14 protein-coding genes and 2 pseudogenes are annotated in these 20,566 nt (G+C 61.6%); 10 read left to right on the top strand and 6 right to left on the bottom strand.

From position 1 onward, the window contains the following. Positions 1 to 86 precede the first annotated feature (86 nt). Together K3F44_RS25010 and K3F44_RS25005 are read right to left on the bottom strand one after the other, a co-directional pair. The gene (locus tag K3F44_RS25010; protein WP_409077681.1) at positions 87 to 950 is read right to left on the bottom strand and encodes a methyl-accepting chemotaxis protein; all 864 of its coding nucleotides are present in this window, start codon (positions 948 to 950) and stop codon (positions 87 to 89) included. Next, positions 945 to 1,727: pseudogene (locus K3F44_RS25005) on the bottom strand (MCP four helix bundle domain-containing protein); the annotation flags it as partial. The pseudogene K3F44_RS25005 and the gene K3F44_RS25010, both read right to left, overlap by 6 nt. Before the next feature lie 305 nt (positions 1,728 to 2,032). On the opposite strand from K3F44_RS25005, the gene K3F44_RS00640 reads away from it, so the two are divergent. Then, positions 2,033 to 2,941 (top strand): alpha/beta hydrolase, encoded by a 909-nt coding sequence (locus K3F44_RS00640; protein ID WP_259407018.1) that lies wholly within the window; start codon positions 2,033 to 2,035, stop codon positions 2,939 to 2,941. 211 nt (positions 2,942 to 3,152) lie between these two features. Continuing rightward, positions 3,153 to 5,456 carry an autotransporter outer membrane beta-barrel domain-containing protein gene (locus K3F44_RS00635; RefSeq protein ID WP_220633174.1) on the top strand — a complete coding sequence of 768 codons (2,304 nt, stop codon included), beginning with the start codon at positions 3,153 to 3,155 and terminating at the stop codon, positions 5,454 to 5,456. 162 nt (positions 5,457 to 5,618) lie between these two features. On the opposite strand, the gene guaA is transcribed toward K3F44_RS00635, so the two are convergent. The 4 genes from guaA to K3F44_RS00615 form a co-directional block, all read right to left on the bottom strand. Beyond that, the gene (gene guaA / locus K3F44_RS00630; protein ID WP_150573591.1) at positions 5,619 to 7,196 is read right to left on the bottom strand and encodes a glutamine-hydrolyzing GMP synthase; all 1,578 of its coding nucleotides are present in this window, start codon (positions 7,194 to 7,196) and stop codon (positions 5,619 to 5,621) included. Between the two features lie 78 nt (positions 7,197 to 7,274). After that, positions 7,275 to 8,744, bottom strand: a complete 1,470-nt coding sequence (gene guaB, locus K3F44_RS00625) for an IMP dehydrogenase (protein WP_101317008.1) — start codon at positions 8,742 to 8,744, stop codon at positions 7,275 to 7,277. Positions 8,745 to 8,830: 86 nt separating this feature from the next. Continuing rightward, positions 8,831 to 9,388 carry a sugar ABC transporter ATPase gene (locus tag K3F44_RS00620; RefSeq protein ID WP_101317006.1) on the bottom strand — a complete coding sequence of 186 codons (558 nt, stop codon included), beginning with the start codon at positions 9,386 to 9,388 and terminating at the stop codon, positions 8,831 to 8,833. A 49-nt stretch (positions 9,389 to 9,437) separates the two neighbouring features. Next, entirely contained in the window at positions 9,438 to 10,193 is a 756-nt protein-coding gene (locus K3F44_RS00615; RefSeq protein ID WP_150571053.1) for a sulfite exporter TauE/SafE family protein, read from the bottom strand. Positions 10,194 to 10,292: 99 nt separating this feature from the next. Here K3F44_RS00615 and xseA point away from each other — a divergent pair, with 99 nt between their 5' ends. From xseA to K3F44_RS24995, 8 genes and pseudogenes are all read left to right on the top strand, one after another. Continuing rightward, positions 10,293 to 11,672 carry an exodeoxyribonuclease VII large subunit gene (xseA, locus tag K3F44_RS00610; RefSeq protein ID WP_220633173.1) on the top strand — a complete coding sequence of 460 codons (1,380 nt, stop codon included), beginning with the start codon at positions 10,293 to 10,295 and terminating at the stop codon, positions 11,670 to 11,672. A 3-nt stretch (positions 11,673 to 11,675) separates the two neighbouring features. After that, positions 11,676 to 12,500, top strand: a complete 825-nt coding sequence (locus tag K3F44_RS00605; protein WP_220633172.1) for a M23 family metallopeptidase — start codon at positions 11,676 to 11,678, stop codon at positions 12,498 to 12,500. A 460-nt stretch (positions 12,501 to 12,960) separates the two neighbouring features. After that, a complete protein-coding gene (gene leuA / locus K3F44_RS00600; RefSeq protein ID WP_220633171.1) occupies positions 12,961 to 14,634 on the top strand; it encodes a 2-isopropylmalate synthase in 1,674 nt (557 codons plus the stop codon). A gap of 159 nt (positions 14,635 to 14,793) precedes the next feature. Then, positions 14,794 to 15,717: a DUF6384 family protein gene (locus K3F44_RS00595; protein WP_150571056.1), complete on the top strand. Its 924-nt coding sequence runs from the start codon at positions 14,794 to 14,796 to the stop codon at positions 15,715 to 15,717. Positions 15,718 to 15,719: 2 nt separating this feature from the next. After that, positions 15,720 to 17,072: a hypothetical protein gene (locus K3F44_RS00590; protein WP_220633170.1), complete on the top strand. Its 1,353-nt coding sequence runs from the start codon at positions 15,720 to 15,722 to the stop codon at positions 17,070 to 17,072. Between the two features lie 38 nt (positions 17,073 to 17,110). Then, positions 17,111 to 18,253: a merozoite surface protein 3b gene (locus K3F44_RS00585; RefSeq protein WP_220633169.1), complete on the top strand. Its 1,143-nt coding sequence runs from the start codon at positions 17,111 to 17,113 to the stop codon at positions 18,251 to 18,253. Positions 18,254 to 18,573: 320 nt separating this feature from the next. Continuing rightward, positions 18,574 to 19,671, top strand: a pseudogene (locus tag K3F44_RS25000) (nitrate- and nitrite sensing domain-containing protein); the annotation flags it as partial. Then, entirely contained in the window at positions 19,666 to 20,532 is an 867-nt protein-coding gene (locus K3F44_RS24995; RefSeq protein WP_371918913.1) for a methyl-accepting chemotaxis protein, read from the top strand. The pseudogene K3F44_RS25000 and the gene K3F44_RS24995, both read left to right, overlap by 6 nt. Positions 20,533 to 20,566 lie beyond the last annotated feature (34 nt).

Raw genomic sequence — 20,566 nt, 5'->3', positions numbered from 1 at the left:
TGAAAACGCGGCCGACAAGCGCTTGCCAGTCACCTGCATGCCTCCATGCAAGTGACTGGCAAGGCTCAAGCCCTGATGTTCGCGGCTTACAGCTTGAAGGTGCTGACCAGCTGATTGAACGATACCGCCAGGCGCGACAGCTCCTGGCTGGATGCGCTGGTCTGGTTGGCGCCTGCTGCGGTCTGGGTGGAAAGATCCTGAATGTTGACCAGGTTACGATCCACTTCCCGCGCGACGTTGGCCTGCTCTTCGGACGCGGTGGCGATCAGCATGTTGCGATCGTTGATGCCAGCGATGTTCTGAGCGATACGCTCAAGCGATTCGCCAGTGGCCTTGGCCAGTTCCTGAGTATTACTGGCCAGGGCACGGCTGTTGCCCATGGCCTTGACCGCGTCGTCGGCGCGCGATTGCACGCTGGCGATCATCGCTTCGATCTCGCCGGTGGAGGCTTGGGTGCGCGCGGCCAGGGCTCTGACTTCGTCGGCCACCACAGCAAAACCGCGGCCCTGCTCACCTGCCCGTGCCGCCTCGATGGCCGCGTTGAGTGCGAGCAGGTTGGTCTGCTCGGCGATACCACGGATGACGTCAAGGACTTTGGCGATATCGCGCACGCTGCCTGCCAACTCATCGACAATCACGGTCGACTGGCCGATCTCGGCATTCACACTGGTGATCGCCTTGACCGCCTCACGCGCCTGATCGCGGCCGCTGGCTGCTTCATTGCTGGTGTGGCGGGAAGCCTCGGAGGTCGATGTGGCGTTGCGCGCCACTTCGTCAACCGCAGCGCTCATTTCGGTGACGGCGGTAGCCGCCAGCTGGATTTCGTCATTTTGACGGATCAGGCCGCGGCTGCTCTCTTCGGTCACCGCGTTGAGCTCTTCGGCCGCCGAGGCCAGTTGATCTGCCGCACTGGCAATCTGCTGGATAGTGCCCTTGAGCCCGCTTTGCATCGCGCCTAACGCCGCGAGCAACTGGCCGCCTTCGTCACGATGGCCGCTTTCAATGGTTTTGCTCAGATCGCCACCGGCAATTCGCTGCGCGTTGCCAACCGCCAATGCGATCGGCGCACTGATCACCCGGCTGATGAAAATACCCAGCAGCAGCGCAGTGATGAAGGAGGCACCGATGCCAAGGTAGAGGTTGAGCTTGGCAGCAGCCTCGCTGTCGCGAGCATCCTGTGCACCTTCACCGATCTGCCGGTTGTTGGACTTGACCATGATCTCCAACTCGTCCATCACGGTGCGATACGCCTGGTGCATTTCTCCAGCCATCAGCTGCTTGGCTGCGGCCAGATCACCACGCTCAATGGTCGCCGCCACACGCTCAATGATGGCCTGATACGCTGGCCAGTCCTTTTCCATGCGATCGCCCGCGGCACGCTCGTCATCCGCCAGCGGTGTGGCGCGGTAAACGGCGAAGGCGCGCTCGCTGGTTTGGCGGTTTTCATTCATGGAAGCAACAATGGCGCTGCGTTCAGCGGCGTCGCTGCCTGCGATGGAAGCTGCCAGCAGACGATACAAATCGCGGTTTTGGGCAATGGCATCGGACCGCGCCTCTGCGGTCTTGGCCACCGACACCAGGTTGTTGCTGAAGACCAACTGCAAGTTTGTAGACAACGAGCCAATTCCCTGGCTACCGATAATCCCAACGATCAACGTGATGGAAGCGCATAGCGCGAATGCAACATACAACTTGGTTGAAATCTTGGCGTCGTGGAACCAGTTCATATACGGACCTGCACGGGGGAGAACGAGCTGCGATCGCCGCGGCGGGCGCATCGTCAGGCTATCGACCGTTCCCAGCAAGCCTGAAGGCCGTGGCGGGCTGTTTATTTCATCCTGAGCGGGGCGTGTTGGCGTGCCAGGGATCATCTGGCTCTGTAGTATCGGTAGACGTCGCGCAACTTGCACCAACCGAGCCAGACTGCCACTCCAAGCAACCATAGAAGTATCAATATCTTGGCTACGGCAGAGGCCACCTCGATCTGGAAGCCGGCGAGCTATTAAATATCAGCCATGGTAATCCACAACCGATGAGCAATAGATACGCCCCCTACTCTCAGGCACTGGTCTACCTCGGTAAAGCCTGGCTGGTGGTCATAAGCGCGCTGCTTGTGGCCTGCCAATCGCCACGCGAGGCGTTGCAGCACCTGGCTGACGCACAGGGTCGCCAGGTTGAGGTGCTGCCGGGACGCGCCTTCCCGCTGCTGGTACTGACACCGCACGCTGCAGGCAACCAGACTCGCCTGCGCGTCTACCTCGAAGGCGACGGCCATGCCTGGGCCACGGCCAGTCAACCCAGCCTGGATCCGAGCCCGCACAATCTGTTGGTGGCCCGGCTGGCGCTGGCCGACCCGGCACCAAACGCCTACCTGGCACGCCCTTGCCAGTTCGTCATGAGCGCGGCGTGCCGCCCAGAACTGTGGACCAACAAACGGTTTTCTCAGGACGTGGTCACTCGCCTCAGCCAGGCGCTGGACCAATTGAAACAGCGCTATGGCAACCAGGAATTCGAACTGGTGGGGTATTCAGGTGGCGCCGCGCTTGCCTTGCTGTTGGCAGCCCAGCGGACTGATGTGACCCAGGTGCAGACACTGGCTGGCAATCTCAGCCCGCGCTTGTGGGCCGCAATGAAAAACCTGTCGCCACTCGACGGCTCGCTGGAGCCACTGGACTACCGGTCTCAGCTCGCCGCTGTTCCACAGCGGCATCTGGTTGGAACAGCGGACCAGATCATTCCAGCGACTCTGGCTGACAAATACCAACAAGCGCTTGATTCCCCACTCTCCCACACAGTCCGCATTGACGGCGCCAGCCATGACCAGGGTTGGGAAGCGGCATGGTCTGAGTGGCTTGAAACTCCGCTGACAAATGAGGCTTGGCAAAAAAAGACTACTGTTGACCATCTCTCGAACGGCAAAGTTCCGCTTATTGCTGATTAATCCTGTATTTCTCTAAAAAATAGCTAGTTGGTCGCATTTCTTGGATTTTTCCCCTTAAAAAACCCGATCAAGGATGAATCATTCTAATGGTTTGGTGTAAATTCGCTCGCGCTTGACTCAGCACTTCACTGACAAGCTGGCAGGGATGCCTGAAACAGACGCTGACGCGTAGGTCCTCCCGTGTCAGTTTCTGCCCTGTAAGGATACTGCCTTGAACATTTCTCCTATGCGTCGCTCATTGCTCGCGCTCGCCATTGCAGCTACCACGACTACCGCAGCCAATGCCGTTCCCGTGGCCGACGTCAATTACGACCTGAGCACCGGCCAATTCATCAGCATCCATGAGACCTTTGGCAACGCCACTTTCACCGGAACGTCGACGGGCGCGGGTGTATACCTGCAAGATGTGACCCTGGGTGGCAATCTGGTCAATCAGGGCAATATCAACCTGACAACCAAGAGCCTGACCGACTACGCGGGCGGTATCTCCATGACCCTGAGTTCCACCGTCGCTGGTGACGTGGTAAACCAGGGCAACATCACGGTGGACGGCCCCGGCGCGATGGGCTTGGATCTGTACGGAGCGGTCATCGCCGGTGAAGTGAACAACAGCGGCAACATCAGCGTCACGGGTGAAAACGCCAACGGCATGATGATCACCTCGACTCAGGCACGCATCAACAATACCGGCATCATTACCGCGCGCGGACTCGACTCCGCCGGTATCGAGATCGACCACGCTCAGTTCACCGGTCAGATCACCGACGTCTTCAAGACCGACGTCAACAATAGCGGGACCATCTCGGGCGAAGGCTTTGGCATTCACTTCGTCGGCCTGGATCCAGCTGCCGGTTTCGACACCTTCGCCATCACCCAGACAGCTGGCCTGATCGAAGGCGGCGAGGCTGCAATCAAGGCCAATGACGATGCAGCTCCGTCGTATTTTTACTGGCAAGGCGGCCAGGTAAAGGGTGATGTACTGGGCTTGAGTGGCGTGCTGGTGCAAGGCGAGGCGATGTTCGATGGCTCGACCATCCGCGCCGGCTTCGTCGATATCGACGGCGGCCGCCTGACCCTGCTGCGCCCGCAGACGACGATTGACGGCGACCTCGACATGGACAGCGACACCGCCCGCCTGCGCCTGCTGCTGGACAACGACACCCTGCCGAACAGGCCGATCCTGACTGTCACCGGCAATACCTTCTTCTCCGCCGGCAGCCAGATCGAACTGCAGGCGCGCTCCGACGACTTCCGCACTTCGGCCCAGGGCACCCGCTACACCCTGCTCAACTCCGGCACTTGGGAAGACCCAGAGAACCTCTCGGTGGTCTCCTCCTCGGCACTGCTTGAAGTGAAGAACTTCGGCATCGAAGGCCAGGATGTGAAAGCTCTGGTTGCCACCCGCAGCGATGAGGTGATCACGGAAAACCTGCTGGAAGCGCGTGGTTCGCGCAACGCAGTGAACGCCATCAAGCCGTTCAAGAACACCGTCATGGGCCAACTGGACGAAAGCGACCCGGTGTTCCAGCGTTTCGCCAACGCCGCCACCAGTGAAGAGCTGGCCAAACTGGCCGAAACCCTGACCCCAGACGTCAGCGGTGGCGCAATCCACGCCGCCACCAACAGCCAGAACCTGGTCGCCGGTGCCATCAACCGCCGTGCCAGCAAGGCGCGTAGCGGCCTGTCCTCCGGTGACGTGCTGGCCGAGCAAGGCGTATGGCTGCAAGCGCTGACCAGCGATGCCAACCAGGACCGCCGCCACGGTATCGACGGCTACGACGCCAACACCAACGGCATCGCCGTGGGTGCCGACGGCAAGCTCAACGCCGACACCACCGTGGGCCTGGCCTACAGCTACCTGACCAGCGACGTCAAATCCGACCTGGGCAGCAAAACCGATGTCGAAGGCCATGCACTGACCTTGTACGGCAACTGGACCCACGACAACTTCTTCGTCGACACCTCGCTGATGTATGGCTGGAACGACAACGAGTCCAAACGCTACATTGCCGGCACCCGCGCCAAGGCCAGCTTCGACAGTGAGATCTTCGGCGTCAACGCCCTGGCTGGCTACACCTTCCAGCTCGACAAGCAATGGCTGCTGGAACCTCAGGTCGGTGCACGCTATGCCAATGTGTCGATTGATTCGTACCGTGAAAAAGGCAGCTCGGCCGCCCTCAACGTCGGCAGCCAACGCTACGAAATCGGCGAAATGGGCCTCGGCGCTCGCTTGGCAGCAGCCTTCGATGTAGGTGTGGGCACGCTGGAACCAGAAGCCAAGCTGATGGCCTGGCACGACTTCATCGGCGACAAGACCGCCACCACTTCCACCTTCGTCCTCGGCGGTACGCCGTTCACCACCACCGGTGCGACACCTGCGCGTGATAGCTACGAGCTGGGCCTGGGCGCCAACTACCGCGTCGGCGCGTGGAGCGTGGGCGGTAACTACAGCTACCTGACCAGCAGTGGGTTCGACGCGGATACCTTTACCGCAAACGTGCGTTACGACTTCTGATAGAGGTCTGCGCTTGAAACGACAAAGCCCGCGAATGCGGGCTTTGTCGTTTCAAGCTGTGGTTGACTTGAGGACGCCAGGGCTGCTTCGTAGCCCTCGCTTACCGCCCGCAGATAGAGAAAAACCGGCCTAAGCCGGTTTCTCAATCGCTGCGCTAGCAGATCATTCCCACTCAATCGTCGCCGGCGGCTTGCTCGACACGTCATAAGTAACGCGCGAGATGCCTTCGATCTCGTTGATGATCCGCCCGCTGACCGTTTCCAGCAGCTCGTAAGGCAGGTGTGCCCAACGTGCGGTCATGAAGTCCACGGTCTCGACGGCGCGCAGGGCCACGACCCAGGCGTAGCGACGGCCGTCACCGACCACACCAACCGACTTGACCGGCTGGAACACTACGAAGGCCTGGCTGGTCTTGTGATACCAGTCGGCTTTGCGCAGTTCTTCGATGAAGATGTGGTCAGCGCGACGGAGGATGTCGGCGTATTCCTTTTTCACTTCACCAAGGATACGTACGCCCAGGCCCGGGCCTGGGAACGGGTGGCGGTAGACCATGTCGTACGGCAGGCCGAGCTCCAGGCCGAGTTTGCGCACTTCGTCCTTGAACAGCTCACGCAGTGGCTCGACCAGCTTGAGGTTCATTTCCTCTGGCAGGCCGCCGACGTTGTGGTGCGACTTGATCACGTGGGCCTTGCCACTCTTGGCGCCAGCCGACTCAATCACGTCGGGGTAGATGGTGCCTTGGGCGAGGAACTGGATGTTTTCCAGTTTGCTGGCTTCGGCATCGAACACGTCGATGAAGGTGCGGCCGATGATTTTGCGTTTTTTCTCCGGGTCGGCTTCGCCTTCCAGGTTGCCCAGGAACTGAGCTTCGGCGTTGGCGCGGATCACCTTGACGCCCATGTTCTCGGCGAACATGGCCATCACTTGCTCACCTTCGTGCAGGCGCAGCAGACCGTTGTCGACGAATACGCAGGTCAGCTGGTCGCCAATGGCGCGGTGCAGCAGCGCAGCAACCACCGAAGAGTCGACGCCGCCGGACAGGCCGAGCAGAACGTTGGCAGAGCCGACCTGGGCGCGAACCTGAGCGATGGCATCTTCAACGATGTTGGACGAGGTCCACAGCGCTTCGCAGCCGCAGATGTCGAGGATGAAGCGCGACAGGATGCGTCCGCCCTGCTTGGTGTGGGTCACTTCAGGGTGGAACTGCACGCCGTAGTAGCCGCGGCTGTCGTCGAACATGCCGGCGATCGGGCAGCTTGGGGTGCTGGCCAGAACGTGGAAGTTCTCTGGCATGCGGGTGACCTTGTCACCGTGGCTCATCCAGACATCGAGACCGAATACGCCGTCGGCGTCTACATGGTCTTCGATGCCGTCGAGCAGGCGGCTCTTGCCGACCACGTCAACGCGGGCATAGCCGAATTCGCGCAGCTCGGAGCCTTCAACCTTGCCGCCCATCTGCTCGGCCATGGTCTGCATGCCGTAGCAGATGCCCAGCACCGGTACGTTGAGGTCGAACACCGCTTGCGGTGCACGCGGGCTGTTGGCTTCGTGGACCGACTCTGGGCCGCCAGCGAGGATGATGCCGCGCGGGTTGAATTCGCGGATCGCTTCATCGTCCATGTCGAACGGGTGCAGCTCGCAGTAGACACCGATCTCGCGCACGCGGCGGGCGATCAGCTGGGTGTACTGGGAACCGAAGTCGAGGATCAGGATGCGGTGAGCGTGAATGTCGAGGGCCATGACTCAATCTCGTCAGTGGAAATCGGAAACAACACGGGGCTGTCGTAACAGCCCCGCTTGCTAATGATGCTGGAAGCCTCAGCCTACGCGGTAGTTTGGCGCTTCCTTGGTGATCTGCACGTCATGCACGTGGGACTCGGCCATGCCGGCACCGGTGATGCGTACAAACTCAGGCTTGGTGCGCATCTCTTCGATGGTGGCACTGCCGGTGTAGCCCATGGACGAACGCAGGCCGCCCATCAGCTGGTGAATGATTGCAGCCAGTGCGCCCTTGTACGGTACGCGGCCTTCGATGCCTTCCGGGACCAGCTTCTCGGCGCCGGCCGAGGAATCCTGGAAGTAACGGTCGGACGAACCTTGCGCCTGAGCCATTGCACCGAGCGAACCCATGCCGCGGTAAGCCTTGTAGGAACGACCCTGGAACAGCTCGACTTCGCCTGGCGCTTCTTCAGTACCGGCAAACATCGAACCCATCATCACGCACGAGGCGCCAGCGACGATGGCCTTGGACAGGTCACCGGAGAAGCGGATGCCGCCGTCGGCGATCAGTGGTACGCCGGTGCCTTCGAGGGCAGCGGCAACGTTGGCTATAGCGCTGATCTGCGGCACGCCGACACCAGCGACGATACGCGTGGTGCAGATCGAGCCTGGGCCGATACCGACCTTGACTGCGTCAGCGCCGGCGTCAGCCAGGGCCTTGGCGGCAGCACCAGTGGCGATGTTGCCGCCGATCACCTGCACGTGTGGATAGGTTTCCTTGACCCAGCGAACGCGGTCGATCACGCCTTTGGAGTGACCGTGGGCGGTGTCGACCACCACCACGTCAACGCCGGCAGCAACCAGCGCAGCAACGCGCTCGCCGGTGTCCTTGCCGGTGCCGACCGCAGCGCCGACGCGCAGACGACCCTGGTCGTCCTTGCTCGCCAGCGGGTAGGCCTTGGCCTTTTCGATGTCCTTGACGGTCATCATGCCCTTGAGGCTGAAGTTGCCGTCTACGATCAAAACTTTTTCCAGGCGGTGCTTGTGCAGCAGCTCGCGGACTTCGTTCTTGTCGGCGCCTTCGCGGACGGTGACCAAACGCTCTTTTGGCGTCATCACATCACGCACCTTGGCGTCCAGACGGGTCTCGAAGCGCACGTCACGGGAAGTGACGATACCGACCAGGTCGCCATTGGCCAGCACCGGAACACCAGAGATGTTGTTCAGGCGGGTCAGGTCGAAGAGGTCACGCACGGTGGCGTCGGCTTCGATGGTGATCGGGTCCTTGACCACGCCAGCCTCGAACTTCTTGACCTTGCGCACTTCGCTGGCCTGTTGTTCGATGGTCATGTTCTTGTGGATGATGCCGATACCGCCTTCCTGCGCCATGGCGATGGCCAGACGGGCTTCGGTAACGGTGTCCATGGCAGCGGATACCAGCGGAATGTTCAGCTCGATGCCACGGGTCAAACGGGTCTTGAGACTGACTTCATTGGGCAGTACCTCGGAATAACCAGGTACAAGGAGAATGTCGTCGAAGGTCAGTGCTTCTTGGCTGATACGCAGCATCGCGGGGGCTCCCGGGCGGGAAAATTGGAAGCGCGCCATTATACTCATCCACGGCGCGCCACTCAATGCAAAATAAGGGCCTTCGGTCAGGCCTGTGGCAGTTTTACCTGCACCACGGCTACCGGATGGTCTAGCCAGTCGGCAAACGCGGCGAGGAAGGTCGAGGTAAAACCGGCCTCGCCCCAGTTGTTGAAGATGAACCCCAGGTTGGAAAAGGCACATGGCTGCAGGAATAGAAAGCCATTGATATCGTCTTCGAAGGCGCACAGCGGGCAGGTGAAGTTGTCGCTCACCCCCGGCATCCACTCCTCCAGGCTGTCGAACAGCGGCTCGCCGACTTCGCGCCGGCACTCCGGGCAGCCGGCTTCTTCAAGAAAGCCTTCGGTCGGCGTATAGATGCAGCGCTTGAGCATGACTTCCAGGCCGTTGACCGGCTGATCGAACGGCAGCAGCTCAGGCCGCAGGGCGATCTTGCGCGCGCCTGGCGCCAGCGCGTAGGCCATGCGGTTGCCGCTGCGCCCACAGGTGCTCAACTGCTCCTCGACGATTTTCTCCCTGACCAGCCAGCGCAGGATCGCCCGCGCGCGGGCCTCGTGCACCGGGACGGTGGACAGTTTGGGGACGATGATGCTCTGGGTGTTCATGAACAAGGCAGGCCTGGGACTTCAATAATCGGCCAATTCTACCCCCTGCTCAGCTCGTCAGGTAGCGAACAATCAAGGCCACACCGCTGGCCAGTACCAGCCAGGTCACCAGCCGCACGAAGGCCTCGCGGGAGAGTTTGAAGCTCAACCGACGGCCAATCCAGGTGCCCAGAAACATCACTGGCAGCAAGCACGCCGCCAGCAACAGCAGGCTTAGGTCGGCATACACCCCGGCGATAACGAACAACGACAGGCGCACGATGGTGCTGCAGCTGATCAGCGCGCACTGGGTCGCGCGGGCCTCATCCTTGGAATCCAGCCGTGCATTCAGGTAGATCGCATAAAGGAAACCACCACTGCCGAACATGGCGCCGAACAGCCCGCCGACGGTTCCCATGGGCACCGCCCAGAGCGGATTCAGACGTGTCGGCCGGGTTTTGATCGCCAGGCCATAAATGGCATAGGCCGTAACAAACACGCCCATCAGCAGCAACAGCAGGTCTGATTTCAGCTGCAACAAAAACACCACGCCCAAAATGCAACCGATGGCCATGAACGGCAGTAGCCGCAGCAACTCGGCGCGGGCGACGTCCTTGCGCGACGGCAGCAGGTTACCGAACGCCGCGATGAAGTCGAGCAGCACCAGCAGCGGCACCACCTTGGACAGCGGCATGAAATGAATCAACACCGGCGCTGCAATCAACGCCGTACCAAAGCCGGCAATGCCGAACACGATGTAAGCCGCGCTGACCGCGAGCAGCACGGGTAGCCAGTCGAGGCCGGTAAACGGCAATTGAGCGAGCATGCAAGTCCCTCCCTGGGCAATGCGCAAAGGTAGCACTCCAGCGCATGCTCGGTGCAGAGGGCGATGCACAAGCCGGCCGTGTCCTTTATGATGCCGAACATGATCAAAGACCCTTTCGAACGACTCGGCCTCGACCGCGAGGTCCTCACCGTCAGCCAACTCAACGGCCGCGCCCGCGTGCTGCTCGAGGACGTGTTCCGCAACGTCTGGGTTGAGGGCGAGATTTCCAACCTGGCCCGGCCCGCCTCTGGCCACATCTACTTCACCCTCAAGGACAGCGGCGCGCAGGTGCGCTGTGCGCTGTTCCGGCAGAACGCCACGCGCGTGCGCCAGGCGCTGCGCGATGGCGTGGCAGTGCGCGTGCGCGGCAAGGTCTCGCTGTTCGAGGGGCGTGGCGACTATCAGCTGATTCTCGATACGGTCGAACCGGCTGGTGACGGCGCCCTGCGCCTGGCCTTCGAAGCGCTGAAAGAGAAACTCAGCGCCGAAGGCCTGTTCAGCACCGAGCGCAAGCAGCCACTACCGGCGCACCCACAACGCATCGGTATCATCACCTCGCCGACCGGCGCGGTGATCCGCGACATCATCAGCGTGTTTGGCCGGCGCGCGCCGCAGGTCGAGCTGAACCTGATCCCGACTGCCGTGCAGGGCCGCGAGGCGATCAACCAGATCGTGCGCGCCCTGCGCCTGGCCGACAGCCGTGGCTTTGATGCCCTGATCCTGGCCCGTGGCGGCGGTTCGCTGGAAGACCTCTGGTGCTTCAACGAAGAAGCGGTAGCGCGTGCGATTGCCGCCTGCGTGACGCCCATCGTTAGCGCTGTAGGCCATGAAACCGACGTTTCGATCAGTGACTTCGTCGCCGACGTACGTGCACCCACGCCGTCCGCTGCCGCCGAGCTGCTGGCCCCGGACAGCAGCGGTTTGCAGCTGCGCCTTGAGAGCCTGCAACGGCGGCTGTTGCTACGGATGCAGAACCGCCTGAGCCATGACCGCCTGCGCGTCGAAGGCCTGGCCCGCCGCCTGCGACATCCCGGCGAACGCCTGCGCCAACAGGCGCAGCGTCTGGACGATCTGGACATGCGCCTGCGCCGCGCCTTTGCGCTGAACATGCGCGCACGTCAGGAGCGCCTCGGCCGCCTCGACACGCGCCTGGCCGCGCAGCACCCTGGGCGCACGCTGAAGTTGCTCGGCCAGCGCCTGGACAGCCTCGCCGAGCGCCTGCCACGAGCCATGCGCGAAACCCTCAAGGACCGCCGCCAACGCTTCCAGGCCCAGTTGCAGACCTTGCAGGTGGTCAGCCCGCTGGCGACCCTGGCGCGTGGCTACAGCATCCTCCTGGATGAGCGCGGCCAGGCCATCCGCAGCGCGGCGCAGACGCGCAACGGTCAACGCCTGACCGCTCGCCTCAACGAAGGTGAGCTGCAGGTGCGGGTCGAAGACAACCACCAGACTCCGGTCACCCTTTCGCTATTGGATTGACACATGCCTCGTTTGCTCGCCCCGCTGCTTGCCCTGTCCTTGCTGCTGACCACTGCGGCCCAGGCCAGCTACATCACCCGCACCCTCAACAAGCCAGTGCCGGGCGGCGTCGCCGTGGTCGACCTGGGCCCTGCTGCCAACGCCCCACAAGCGCGCTTTGACGGCAAGCCGGTGCTGGTGGTCAAGGAGCAGGACAACTGGCTGGCGATCGTCGGCATCCCGCTGACGCAGAAGCCCGGCACTGCCACCCTCAGCCAGGGCAACCGCAGCCTGCCGTTCACCGTCGGCAGCAAGAAGTACCCCGAGCAGCACATCACCCTGAAGAACAAGCGCCAGGTCAACCCAGACCCGGCAGACCTCAAGCGCATCGACCGCGAGCTGGCCGAGCAGATCAAGGCCTACCGCAGCTTCAGCCCGGCCCTGCCGAGCAACCTGATCCTCGACAAACCGGTCAACGGGCCGCTGTCTAGCAAGTTTGGCGTGCGCCGCTTCTTCAACGGTGAAGAGCGCAATCCGCATGCCGGGCTGGACTTTGCCGTACCTGCGGGGACGCCGATCAAGACCCCGGCCAACGGTACGGTGATCCTGATCGGTAACTACTTCTTCAATGGCCAGACCGTGTTCGTCGACCACGGCCAGGGCTTTATCAGCATGTTCTGCCACATGTCGAAAATCGATGTGAAGAATGGCCAGCAGCTGCGCCGTGGCGACGTGGTTGGCCGGGTCGGCGCGACCGGTCGCGCCACCGGCCCGCACATGCACTGGAATGTCAGCCTGAACGATGCGCGGGTTGATCCGGCGATTTTCATCGGGGCATTCCAGCCTTGAGAGGTACCCTGCGCTGCGGCGCGTGGACGTAGGAGCGGCCTTGTGTCGCGAAAGGCGCGCGTAGCGGGCCCGGGATTTGTGTTGCACCGCAAATTGCTGGGGCCGCTTCGCAGCCCTTTCGCGACACAAGGCCGCTCCTACAGGGCCCTGCGCTTGAGTTGCGCCATGAAAATAGACTACGCAAAAAAAATAAAGCGATCCGGTTATAAGAGCCATAAAATCTCGCCAACAGCAGACTTTTAAGCATTTATCTCAATTTTTTTTCAAGGCTTGCCAACCCTCACCGCTGTGGTTAGGGTTGAAGCCATGAAAACCTCTAGCACCCTCATTTTGCTCCGCCAACACCGCAGCCTCTGCCTGGTCAGTGCCCGACTACCAGGGTGAATCGCGTCGCCTCGCCTATTCATCTCGTTATCGTCCGGCAGGCCCGATCTCGGCCGCACCCAAAAGGATTATTCGCATGACCATGCTCAAAGACCCGTCGAAGAAATATCGCGCCTTCCCCACCATCGATTTGCCCGACCGCACCTGGCCATCCAAGACCATCACCGAAGCGCCGATCTGGTGCAGCTCGGACCTGCGTGATGGCAACCAGTCGCTGATCGAGCCGATGGACGCGGAGAAGAAGCTGCGTTTCTGGAAGACGCTGGTGCAGGTTGGCGTGAAAGAAATCGAAGCGTCGTTCCCGTCTGCCTCGCAGACTGATTTCGACTTCGTGCGCACCTTGATCGAAGGCGGCCACATCCCGGATGACACCACCATCCAGGTACTGACCCAGGCCCGCGAAGACCTGATCGCACGCACCTTCGAGTCGCTGCGTGGGGCGAAAAAGGCCATTGTCCACCTGTACAACGCCACCAGCCCGTCGTTCCGCCGCATTGTCTTCAACCAGGACAAGCAAGGCGTCAAGGACATCGCCGTCAACGCCGCCAAGCTGTTCGTCAAATACGCAGCGCAGCAGCCCGAGACGCACTGGACCTTCCAGTACTCGCCAGAGACCTTCAGCGCCACCGAACTGGAGTTCGCCAAGGAAGTCTGCGACGCCGTGACCGAGGTGTGGAACCCGACGCCTGAGCACAAGATCATCTTCAACCTGCCAGCTACCGTTGAAGTGGCCACGCCGAATATCTACGCCGACCAGATCGAGTGGTTCTGCCGCAACGTCAATCGCCGCGACAGCGTGATCATCAGCCTGCACTGCCACAACGACCGTGGCACTGGCATTGCTGCCACCGAGCTGGGCCTGATGGCCGGTGCCGACCGCGCCGAAGGCTGCCTGTTCGGCAACGGCGAGCGCACCGGCAACGTCGACCTGGTGACCCTGGCACTGAACCTCTACACCCAGGGTATCGACCCACAGCTGGACTTCTCCGACATCGACGGCGTGCGCAAGGTCGTCGAGGAGTGCAACCAGCTGCCAGTGCACCCGCGTCACCCGTACGTCGGCGACCTGGTTCACACTGCGTTCTCCGGCTCGCACCAGGACGCCATTCGCAAAGGTTTCAGCAAGCAGCAGGAAGGCGAGCTGTGGGAAGTGCCGTACTTGCCGATCGACCCGGCCGACATTGGCCGCAGCTACGAGGCGGTGATCCGCGTCAACAGCCAGTCGGGCAAAGGCGGCATCACCTACCTGCTCGAGCAGGAGTACGGCATCAGCCTGCCACGCCGCATGCAGATCGAGTTCAGCCAGGTCGTACAAGGTGAAACCGATCGCCTGGGCCTGGAAATGACCGCCCAGCAGATCTACAAGCTGCTGCACAAGGAGTACCTCCAGGCCAACGCCCCGTACGCCCTGGTCAGCCACCGCCTGCAGGAAGAAAACGGCAGCAGCAAAGTCGAAGTGGAAGTAGCCGGTGAAGGCGAAACCAACCTGCACTGGCACGGCAAGGGCAACGGCGCGCTGGAAGCGCTGGCTGCCTGCATGCCTGTCGCCGTGGAAATCATGGACTACAACGAGCATGCCATTGGCGCCGGCACCAACGCCAAGGCTGCCGCCTACATCGAGCTGCGCGTTGCCGGTGGCCGCCCGGTGCATGGTGTGGGTATTGATGAAAACATCACTACCGCAAGCTTCAAGGCGCTGTTCAGTGCCCTGAACCGCTCGCTGAGCCAGGAAGAGGCGCAAGCCGCCTAAGGCCACGGCCTGTGCAAAAGCCCGCAGCGATGCGGGCTTTTTTGTGCGCTTGGGTTTTATTGCCGGGGCCATCATTTTGCCGCGAAGACTGGATATAATGCTGCAGCCTTTTCCCACTCATGCAAGGACCCCCATGAGCCAGCTGCAGGACTGCTACCGATGAGTGTCTCGCTAAGCGATCAGATGGCGGCAATGGCAATTGTCGACCAGCTTCGCCATCGCGAGATGGAAATCCAGGAGCACCTCGACCTGCCGCAACGCCGCACCGATGTGGCCGAGCGCATCCGTACCTACTACAAGAACAACGGCATCCGCTTTAACGACGCCCAGATCGAACAAGGTGTGCACCAGTTCTTCTCGAGCAGGCTGATGTTTGAAGCACCGCCCCTGAGTCGCAAGCAACGCCTGCTGGTGCGCCTGATCATGGCACGGCGGTTGCTGCTAACCTGGGCCTTCACCCTACTGCTGTTTGGCCTGCTGATCCTCGGCGGCAACGCCCTGATGGAGCGGCGCGAGAATCTCAGTGCGCTCAATGTCAGCGCAAGCCAGGACTATCAGCAGCGACTGCTTACCCGGCTCAACGCCACGGCGCTGCCCGCCAGCGACCGCCAGCGGATCTTCAGATGGAGCGAGAAAGCCAGCGAGAACATCGCTGCGGGACGCCTGAAGGCAGCCAACAGCAACCTCGATTCGCTCAAGTATTACCTCGATTACGCTGCCCAGCCGCTGACTATCCAAATAGTTGATCGCCCTGGGGTCAAGTCTGGAGTCGAACGCTGCTACGAGGCGGCTGGCTGCAGCAGCAACAGCACGCGCGGCAAGGCCTGGTACTTGGTGGTCGAGCCGCTCGACGTCGCTGGCAAGCCGGCGCTGATGGAGGTGACCAGCATAGAAACCGGTGAGACCCGCTGGAGCAAACTGTTCGCCGTGCGCGTCGGCTATGACAGCTACCTCAAAGTGCGCGAGGACAAGCTCGACGACGGCCATATCAGCGACCTGATGATGGGCATAAAACCCGTCAACAGTCTGGTGCCTTACTTCCCTAAGGGCACCATTCCCCTTCAAATGATCCTGGAGTGGTAACCATGACACCGAGCGAACTCGCGCGCGCCCTCGAAGACAACTCACACCGGGCCGAACAGCGACTGCGCGAGGCCGAACAGGCGCTATATGCAGGGTCCGAGCACGAGGCCCAGCTCGAACACCAGATAGCCTCGAAGCTGGGCGACATCGCCAGCCTGCAATTGCACGACACCGCCGCACTGGATGCACGCACCCGCCAGCAGCTGGAACAACGCGAGCAGGCCCAGACCGCACTGGTTCAAGCCTTGAAGCAGGCTGAGCAAGTCATCGGCAATACGCTGCCCAAACACGATGCGCTGCGCCAGGATATCGCCCAGCTCGAAAAGCAGGTGCAGGAGCAGCTTGAACAGAATCCTGAGGCGCGCCTGTTGCTCACGCAGCTTGAGGCCGCCCAGCAGGCCGAACAAGGCGGCCACAGCAGCTACGAAGAGATTCGCGATGAGTGCGAGACCAAGTTGCAAGGCTACGCCGGCAGCCGGCTGTACAGTTACCTCAAAGCGCGCGACTACGGCACCGACCGCTACCGCCCCAAGCCACTGCAGCGCCCGCTCGACAACTACCTGGCCAGGTGCGTCGACTTTCAGCGCAACCAAGCCAACGAGCAGATCCTGCTGACCATGCAGGCGCGCAACGAAAGCGCGCGCCAAGCCCGCAGCGCGATACGCGAGCAACTGCAGGCGCAGTATCAACCGCACCTGGAGCAAGCCTGCGAAAAGCTCGGCATGCCAAAACTGCAGACCGAGGAGCAGGCGCTGAGCACTCTACTGAGCGAATCCAAGGCCCGCGCCACGTCCCTGCAGGCGCAGTTGATCGAATTCGCCGAACAGCGCGACCCCTACCTGACGGGCATCCGCCAGACCATCACCGAGCGGCTCAAGGCGCGCCCAATGGCCGAGCTGATCGCCGCCGCCGCACAAACGCCGGACCCTCGTGACGACGTGTTGGTGAGCGAGCTGCAACTGCTGCACGGGCGCCTGAATGCGTTCCGACAAGGCCAGAAAAGCCTGCAGGACCGGGTAGCGGATCGACGCCACTACTACGAACGCGCCAAGGCCCTCGAGCACGGCCTGCGCGACCAGGACTTCCTGGACGATGAATGCGAGTACACGCTGGATCAGCCAATCAAGCACATTCTCGGCGAATACATGCGCGGCGCGCTGGATCAGGAGGCGGTTGAAGAAATACTCGATGAGGGCCGCGACTACGAGACGCCGTACTCTCGTAAATCTTTTTACATCTCGAACTCGTACTCCTCCGGAGGCTTTGCCGGCCGCTCCAGCAGCAGCAGCGGCAGCGGCTTCAGCACCTCGCGCAGTTCCGGTGGCGGCGGATTCCGCACCACCGACAGTTTCTAGGCTATCCCATTCAGACCCCTACTCATGCAAGGACTCCCATGAGCCAATACCTCGAACGCGCCCTCGAAGGCCTGCGCAAACTTGGCATTTCCTTCGGCCAGCCAGCGCAACCTGCGCCGGTACTGATACTGCTGAACAAGGTCGCGCACTATGACAACCAGCGCATCACCGGCATCGCCGCAGTGTTGCAGCAGGCCACCCTGTTCAACCAGACCGTGCGTGAACAGATCGCCGGCATGGACATCTCCGACCGCTACATGAACGTCACCGACAGCTTCACCTCGATTCGTGAAGATGCCGCCGCCATGGCGTCGTGGATGGACGACGGTCGCCTCGACACCCTCGAGCGGCTGAAGATGGGCTGGATGCACATGGTCCGTGGCTCGATCCCGAGCCGCTTCGAGGACATCCGCAAGCACTACCTGGACGTCAGCGCAGCCGCCAGCGACCAGATCAGCCGCGAAAGCCAGATTCTGGAGTCGTACACGGACTTCCGCCTGGCGATGAAAACCGCCGAAGTGGACGCACAGGAAGTGCTCACCCTGGCCGCCAAGGCACTGCAGCAGCGCACCGAGGCACTGGACGCAGCCAACGTCAGCGTAACGGCCGCCGAAGGTGCAGAACCTGCCCGCCGCGCCGCGCTGGAACTGAGCCGCGACGAGGCAGTTCGGGCGTTGCAGGACGAAGACAAGCGCTACCAGATCATCAAGGACATCGCCGATGATCTGCGCGTGGGCTACAACACCGCCGAGATGGTGTTTGCCCGCATCAGCCAGGTGCATGTGGTCAAGGAGCGCCAGTACCAGCGCATGGTGTCGTTCTTTGCCACCAACGAAGTGGTGCTCACCAGCCTGGCCGTGTCGTTCACTGCCAACAAGGGCATGGCCGAAGCCACCCACACCCTGAACGCCACCACCGACGGCATCAACAAGGGCCTGGAAACCTTGGGCGAGTCGGGCGGCAAGCAACTGGAAGCAGCAGTCAAAGCCAGCTATGGCTCGACCCTGAGGGTGGAATCGGTGCGCGCCCTGGCCCAGGCTACCCTGGAGTTCCAGAGCGAAATGAAAGGCCTGACCGCCACCTACCGCGCCGAGTCGACCAAAGCCGCGCAGGAAATCGCCGACGCCGTCGAAGATGCCAAGCGTGCGTTCTCTGCGCTGCTGACCAAAGCAGCGCAGTAACACCTCGCCACCTGGCGGCCCCGTCCGGGGCCGCTTCTGGATTTGTCTGCAAACACCGCCCGCGCGCATACCCTGGCAGCGCCAAACGTCCAGCTATTTACTGTGACGCGACAACTAATTAAACATGCACTGACATGGATCAACACTTTGTTTATTGCACTAAAGCTGGGCAGCAAATTCTCCGACGAAATACGTCGCTTATTACCTTCGCTTTATTTGATTAAACATTTAACATAGTGGCTGCGTGCCACCAATGACAACAACAGCTTCGGCACTCGCCATATTTACTTCTGCTCACAAGTATATCGAGGCCAAAGCCAATGTTGACCAACGCACCGCTACGCCAGAAACTGTTGTTGATATTGCTGTTTCCCCTGCTCGGCTTTCTGGTGCTAGCCGGCCTGTTTCTGAACGACAACCTGCGCACCCTGCGGGACATGCAGGCCACCGTCAGCGCCAGCGGCACCGCCCAGTCGATCAGCCAGCTGATCACCCGCCTGCAACGCGAGCGTGGCGCCAGCGGCGTGTTCATCGGTAGCCAGGGCAAGAACATGGGCGATCGCCTTGGTCAGTTTCGCCAGGACAGCAGCGCTGCACTGGAAACACTGCGCAACCTGCCGGAAAAATCCGCTGAGTTGAGCCAGACACTAAGCAGCCTCGAGCAACTTTCAGCGCTGCGTGGCCAGGTCGACGGTTTGAGCATCGACAGCACGCAATCCAGTCTGCGTTATACCGAACTTATTCAACAGCTGATCGGCTATACCCATTCATTGGAAAACCGCGTCACCGATACTGCCGTGGTACAAGCGCTCAGCGCGCTCAATCAATTTATCGAACTCAAGGAGCGCGCGGGCCGTGAGCGCGTTATCCTCGGCCTGGCATTCAATCAGGATCACTTCGATGCGGCACTGTTATCGCGCTTTAGCCGTAACCTCGGTGAATTCACCGCTTATAGCGAAGGTTTTATGCGCAAGGCACCCGCCGGCGTATTGAGCCAATACCAGAACGCTCTGCAAAGCCCGGCAGCGCTGGAAGTGGCAAAACTGCAGAAACTGGGTTTCGACGTACCGCTGGGCCAGCCTCTGAATACCAAGCCTGAAGCCTGGTTTGAACTTGCGACCCAACGCATCGACCAAATGAGCGAAGTCGAAACCAGCCTGGCGCAGACCGTCGGCCAACTTGCCGAGCAGGCCCGCAGCGGCGCCGCCCGGGCGCTCTGGCTGACCGCTATCGGTGCAGCGCTGGCGCTGCTCTGCGTGGCGCTGCTGGCATCACTGATCATCCGCAGCATGGGCCGGGCGGTGCATGACATCAACGCCACCCTGAATGCCCTGGCCGGCCGCGATCTGACCGCACGCACCCACTATCGCAGCCAGGACGAATTCGGCCAGATCGCCGCCAACCTCAACCGCATGGCCCAGGAGATCACCGAGATCGTCCAGGAGATCGGCAGCGCGACTGCTCAGGTGGCCACGGCTGCCGAAGAGTCGTCGACCGTCACCCTGCAAACCAGCCGCAGCGTCGAACAGCAACGCCAGAGCACCGAACTGGTCGCCACCGCGATCAATGAAATGAGCGCCACCGTGCGCGACGTGGCCCAGAGCACCAGCGATGCAGCCAACCTCTCCCAGCAGATCCACGGCAGCACCGTGGTGGGCCGCGAGGAGATCGAAACCACCATCACGCTGATCCGCGAGTTGTCCAGCCAGGCCCAGCAGACCGCCACCATCATCGATGAGCTCAAGGACGAAAGCGACGCCATCACCTCGGTGCTGGACGTGATTCGCGGCATCGCCGAGCAAACCAACCTGCTCGCCCTCAACGCCGCCATCGAGGCCGCCCGCGCCGGCGACCATGGCCGTGGCTTCGCTGTCGTCGCCTCGGAAGTGCGCACGCTGGCTCAGCGCACTCAGGAGTCGACCGGCAATATCCAGCAGATGATCAGCAACCTGCAGGCAGGCTCGGACCGCGCCAACGCCTCGATGCTGGAGACCCTGAGCAAGGCGCAGTCAGGCGCCGAACGTATCGGTCGGGCCGGCGAATTGCTCGGCAATATTGCCGAAGGCGTGGCCACCATCAACGACCGTACTATCCAGATCGCCTCGGCCGCTGAAGAGCAGAGTGCGGTCTCGGAAGACATCAGCCGCAACGTCAACGAGATCAACGACCTGGTCATCCAGGTCAGCGCCGGCGCCCAGCAGACCGCCGTCACCAGCCAGGAACTGGCGCGCCTGGCCGAGCATCAGCAGCAACTGGTCAGCCGCTTCCGCCTGGCCTGACCAATCCGCCTGTAGGAGCGGCCTTGTGTCGCGA

This window comes from Pseudomonas sp. S07E 245 (genome assembly GCF_019599025.1).
GTDB classification, from domain to species: Bacteria; Pseudomonadota; Gammaproteobacteria; order Pseudomonadales; family Pseudomonadaceae; genus Aquipseudomonas; species Aquipseudomonas shirazensis.
Note: the sequence above shows the minus strand (reverse complement) of the source record. Positions and strands in the feature narration are given on the sequence as shown.

What these genes read in the sequence shown, in the direction of transcription:
- leuA (WP_220633171.1), top strand. Translation starts at nt 12,961, where the DNA reads ATGACCATGCTCAAAGACCCGTCGAAGAAATATCGCGCCTTCCCCACC.
- K3F44_RS00615 (WP_150571053.1), bottom strand. Translation starts at nt 10,193, where the DNA reads ATGCTCGCTCAATTGCCGTTTACCGGCCTCGACTGGCTACCCGTGCTG.
- K3F44_RS00620 (WP_101317006.1), bottom strand. Translation starts at nt 9,388, where the DNA reads ATGAACACCCAGAGCATCATCGTCCCCAAACTGTCCACCGTCCCGGTG.
- K3F44_RS00605 (WP_220633172.1), top strand. Translation starts at nt 11,676, where the DNA reads ATGCCTCGTTTGCTCGCCCCGCTGCTTGCCCTGTCCTTGCTGCTGACC.
- K3F44_RS00590 (WP_220633170.1), top strand. Translation starts at nt 15,720, where the DNA reads ATGACACCGAGCGAACTCGCGCGCGCCCTCGAAGACAACTCACACCGG.
- K3F44_RS24995 (WP_371918913.1), top strand. Translation starts at nt 19,666, where the DNA reads ATGGCCCAGGAGATCACCGAGATCGTCCAGGAGATCGGCAGCGCGACT.
- xseA (WP_220633173.1), top strand. Translation starts at nt 10,293, where the DNA reads ATGATCAAAGACCCTTTCGAACGACTCGGCCTCGACCGCGAGGTCCTC.
- K3F44_RS00585 (WP_220633169.1), top strand. Translation starts at nt 17,111, where the DNA reads ATGAGCCAATACCTCGAACGCGCCCTCGAAGGCCTGCGCAAACTTGGC.
- guaA (WP_150573591.1), bottom strand. Translation starts at nt 7,196, where the DNA reads ATGGCCCTCGACATTCACGCTCACCGCATCCTGATCCTCGACTTCGGT.
- K3F44_RS00595 (WP_150571056.1), top strand. Translation starts at nt 14,794, where the DNA reads ATGAGTGTCTCGCTAAGCGATCAGATGGCGGCAATGGCAATTGTCGAC.
- guaB (WP_101317008.1), bottom strand. Translation starts at nt 8,744, where the DNA reads ATGCTGCGTATCAGCCAAGAAGCACTGACCTTCGACGACATTCTCCTT.
- K3F44_RS25010 (WP_409077681.1), bottom strand. Translation starts at nt 950, where the DNA reads ATGCAAAGCGGGCTCAAGGGCACTATCCAGCAGATTGCCAGTGCGGCA.
- K3F44_RS00640 (WP_259407018.1), top strand. Translation starts at nt 2,033, where the DNA reads ATGAGCAATAGATACGCCCCCTACTCTCAGGCACTGGTCTACCTCGGT.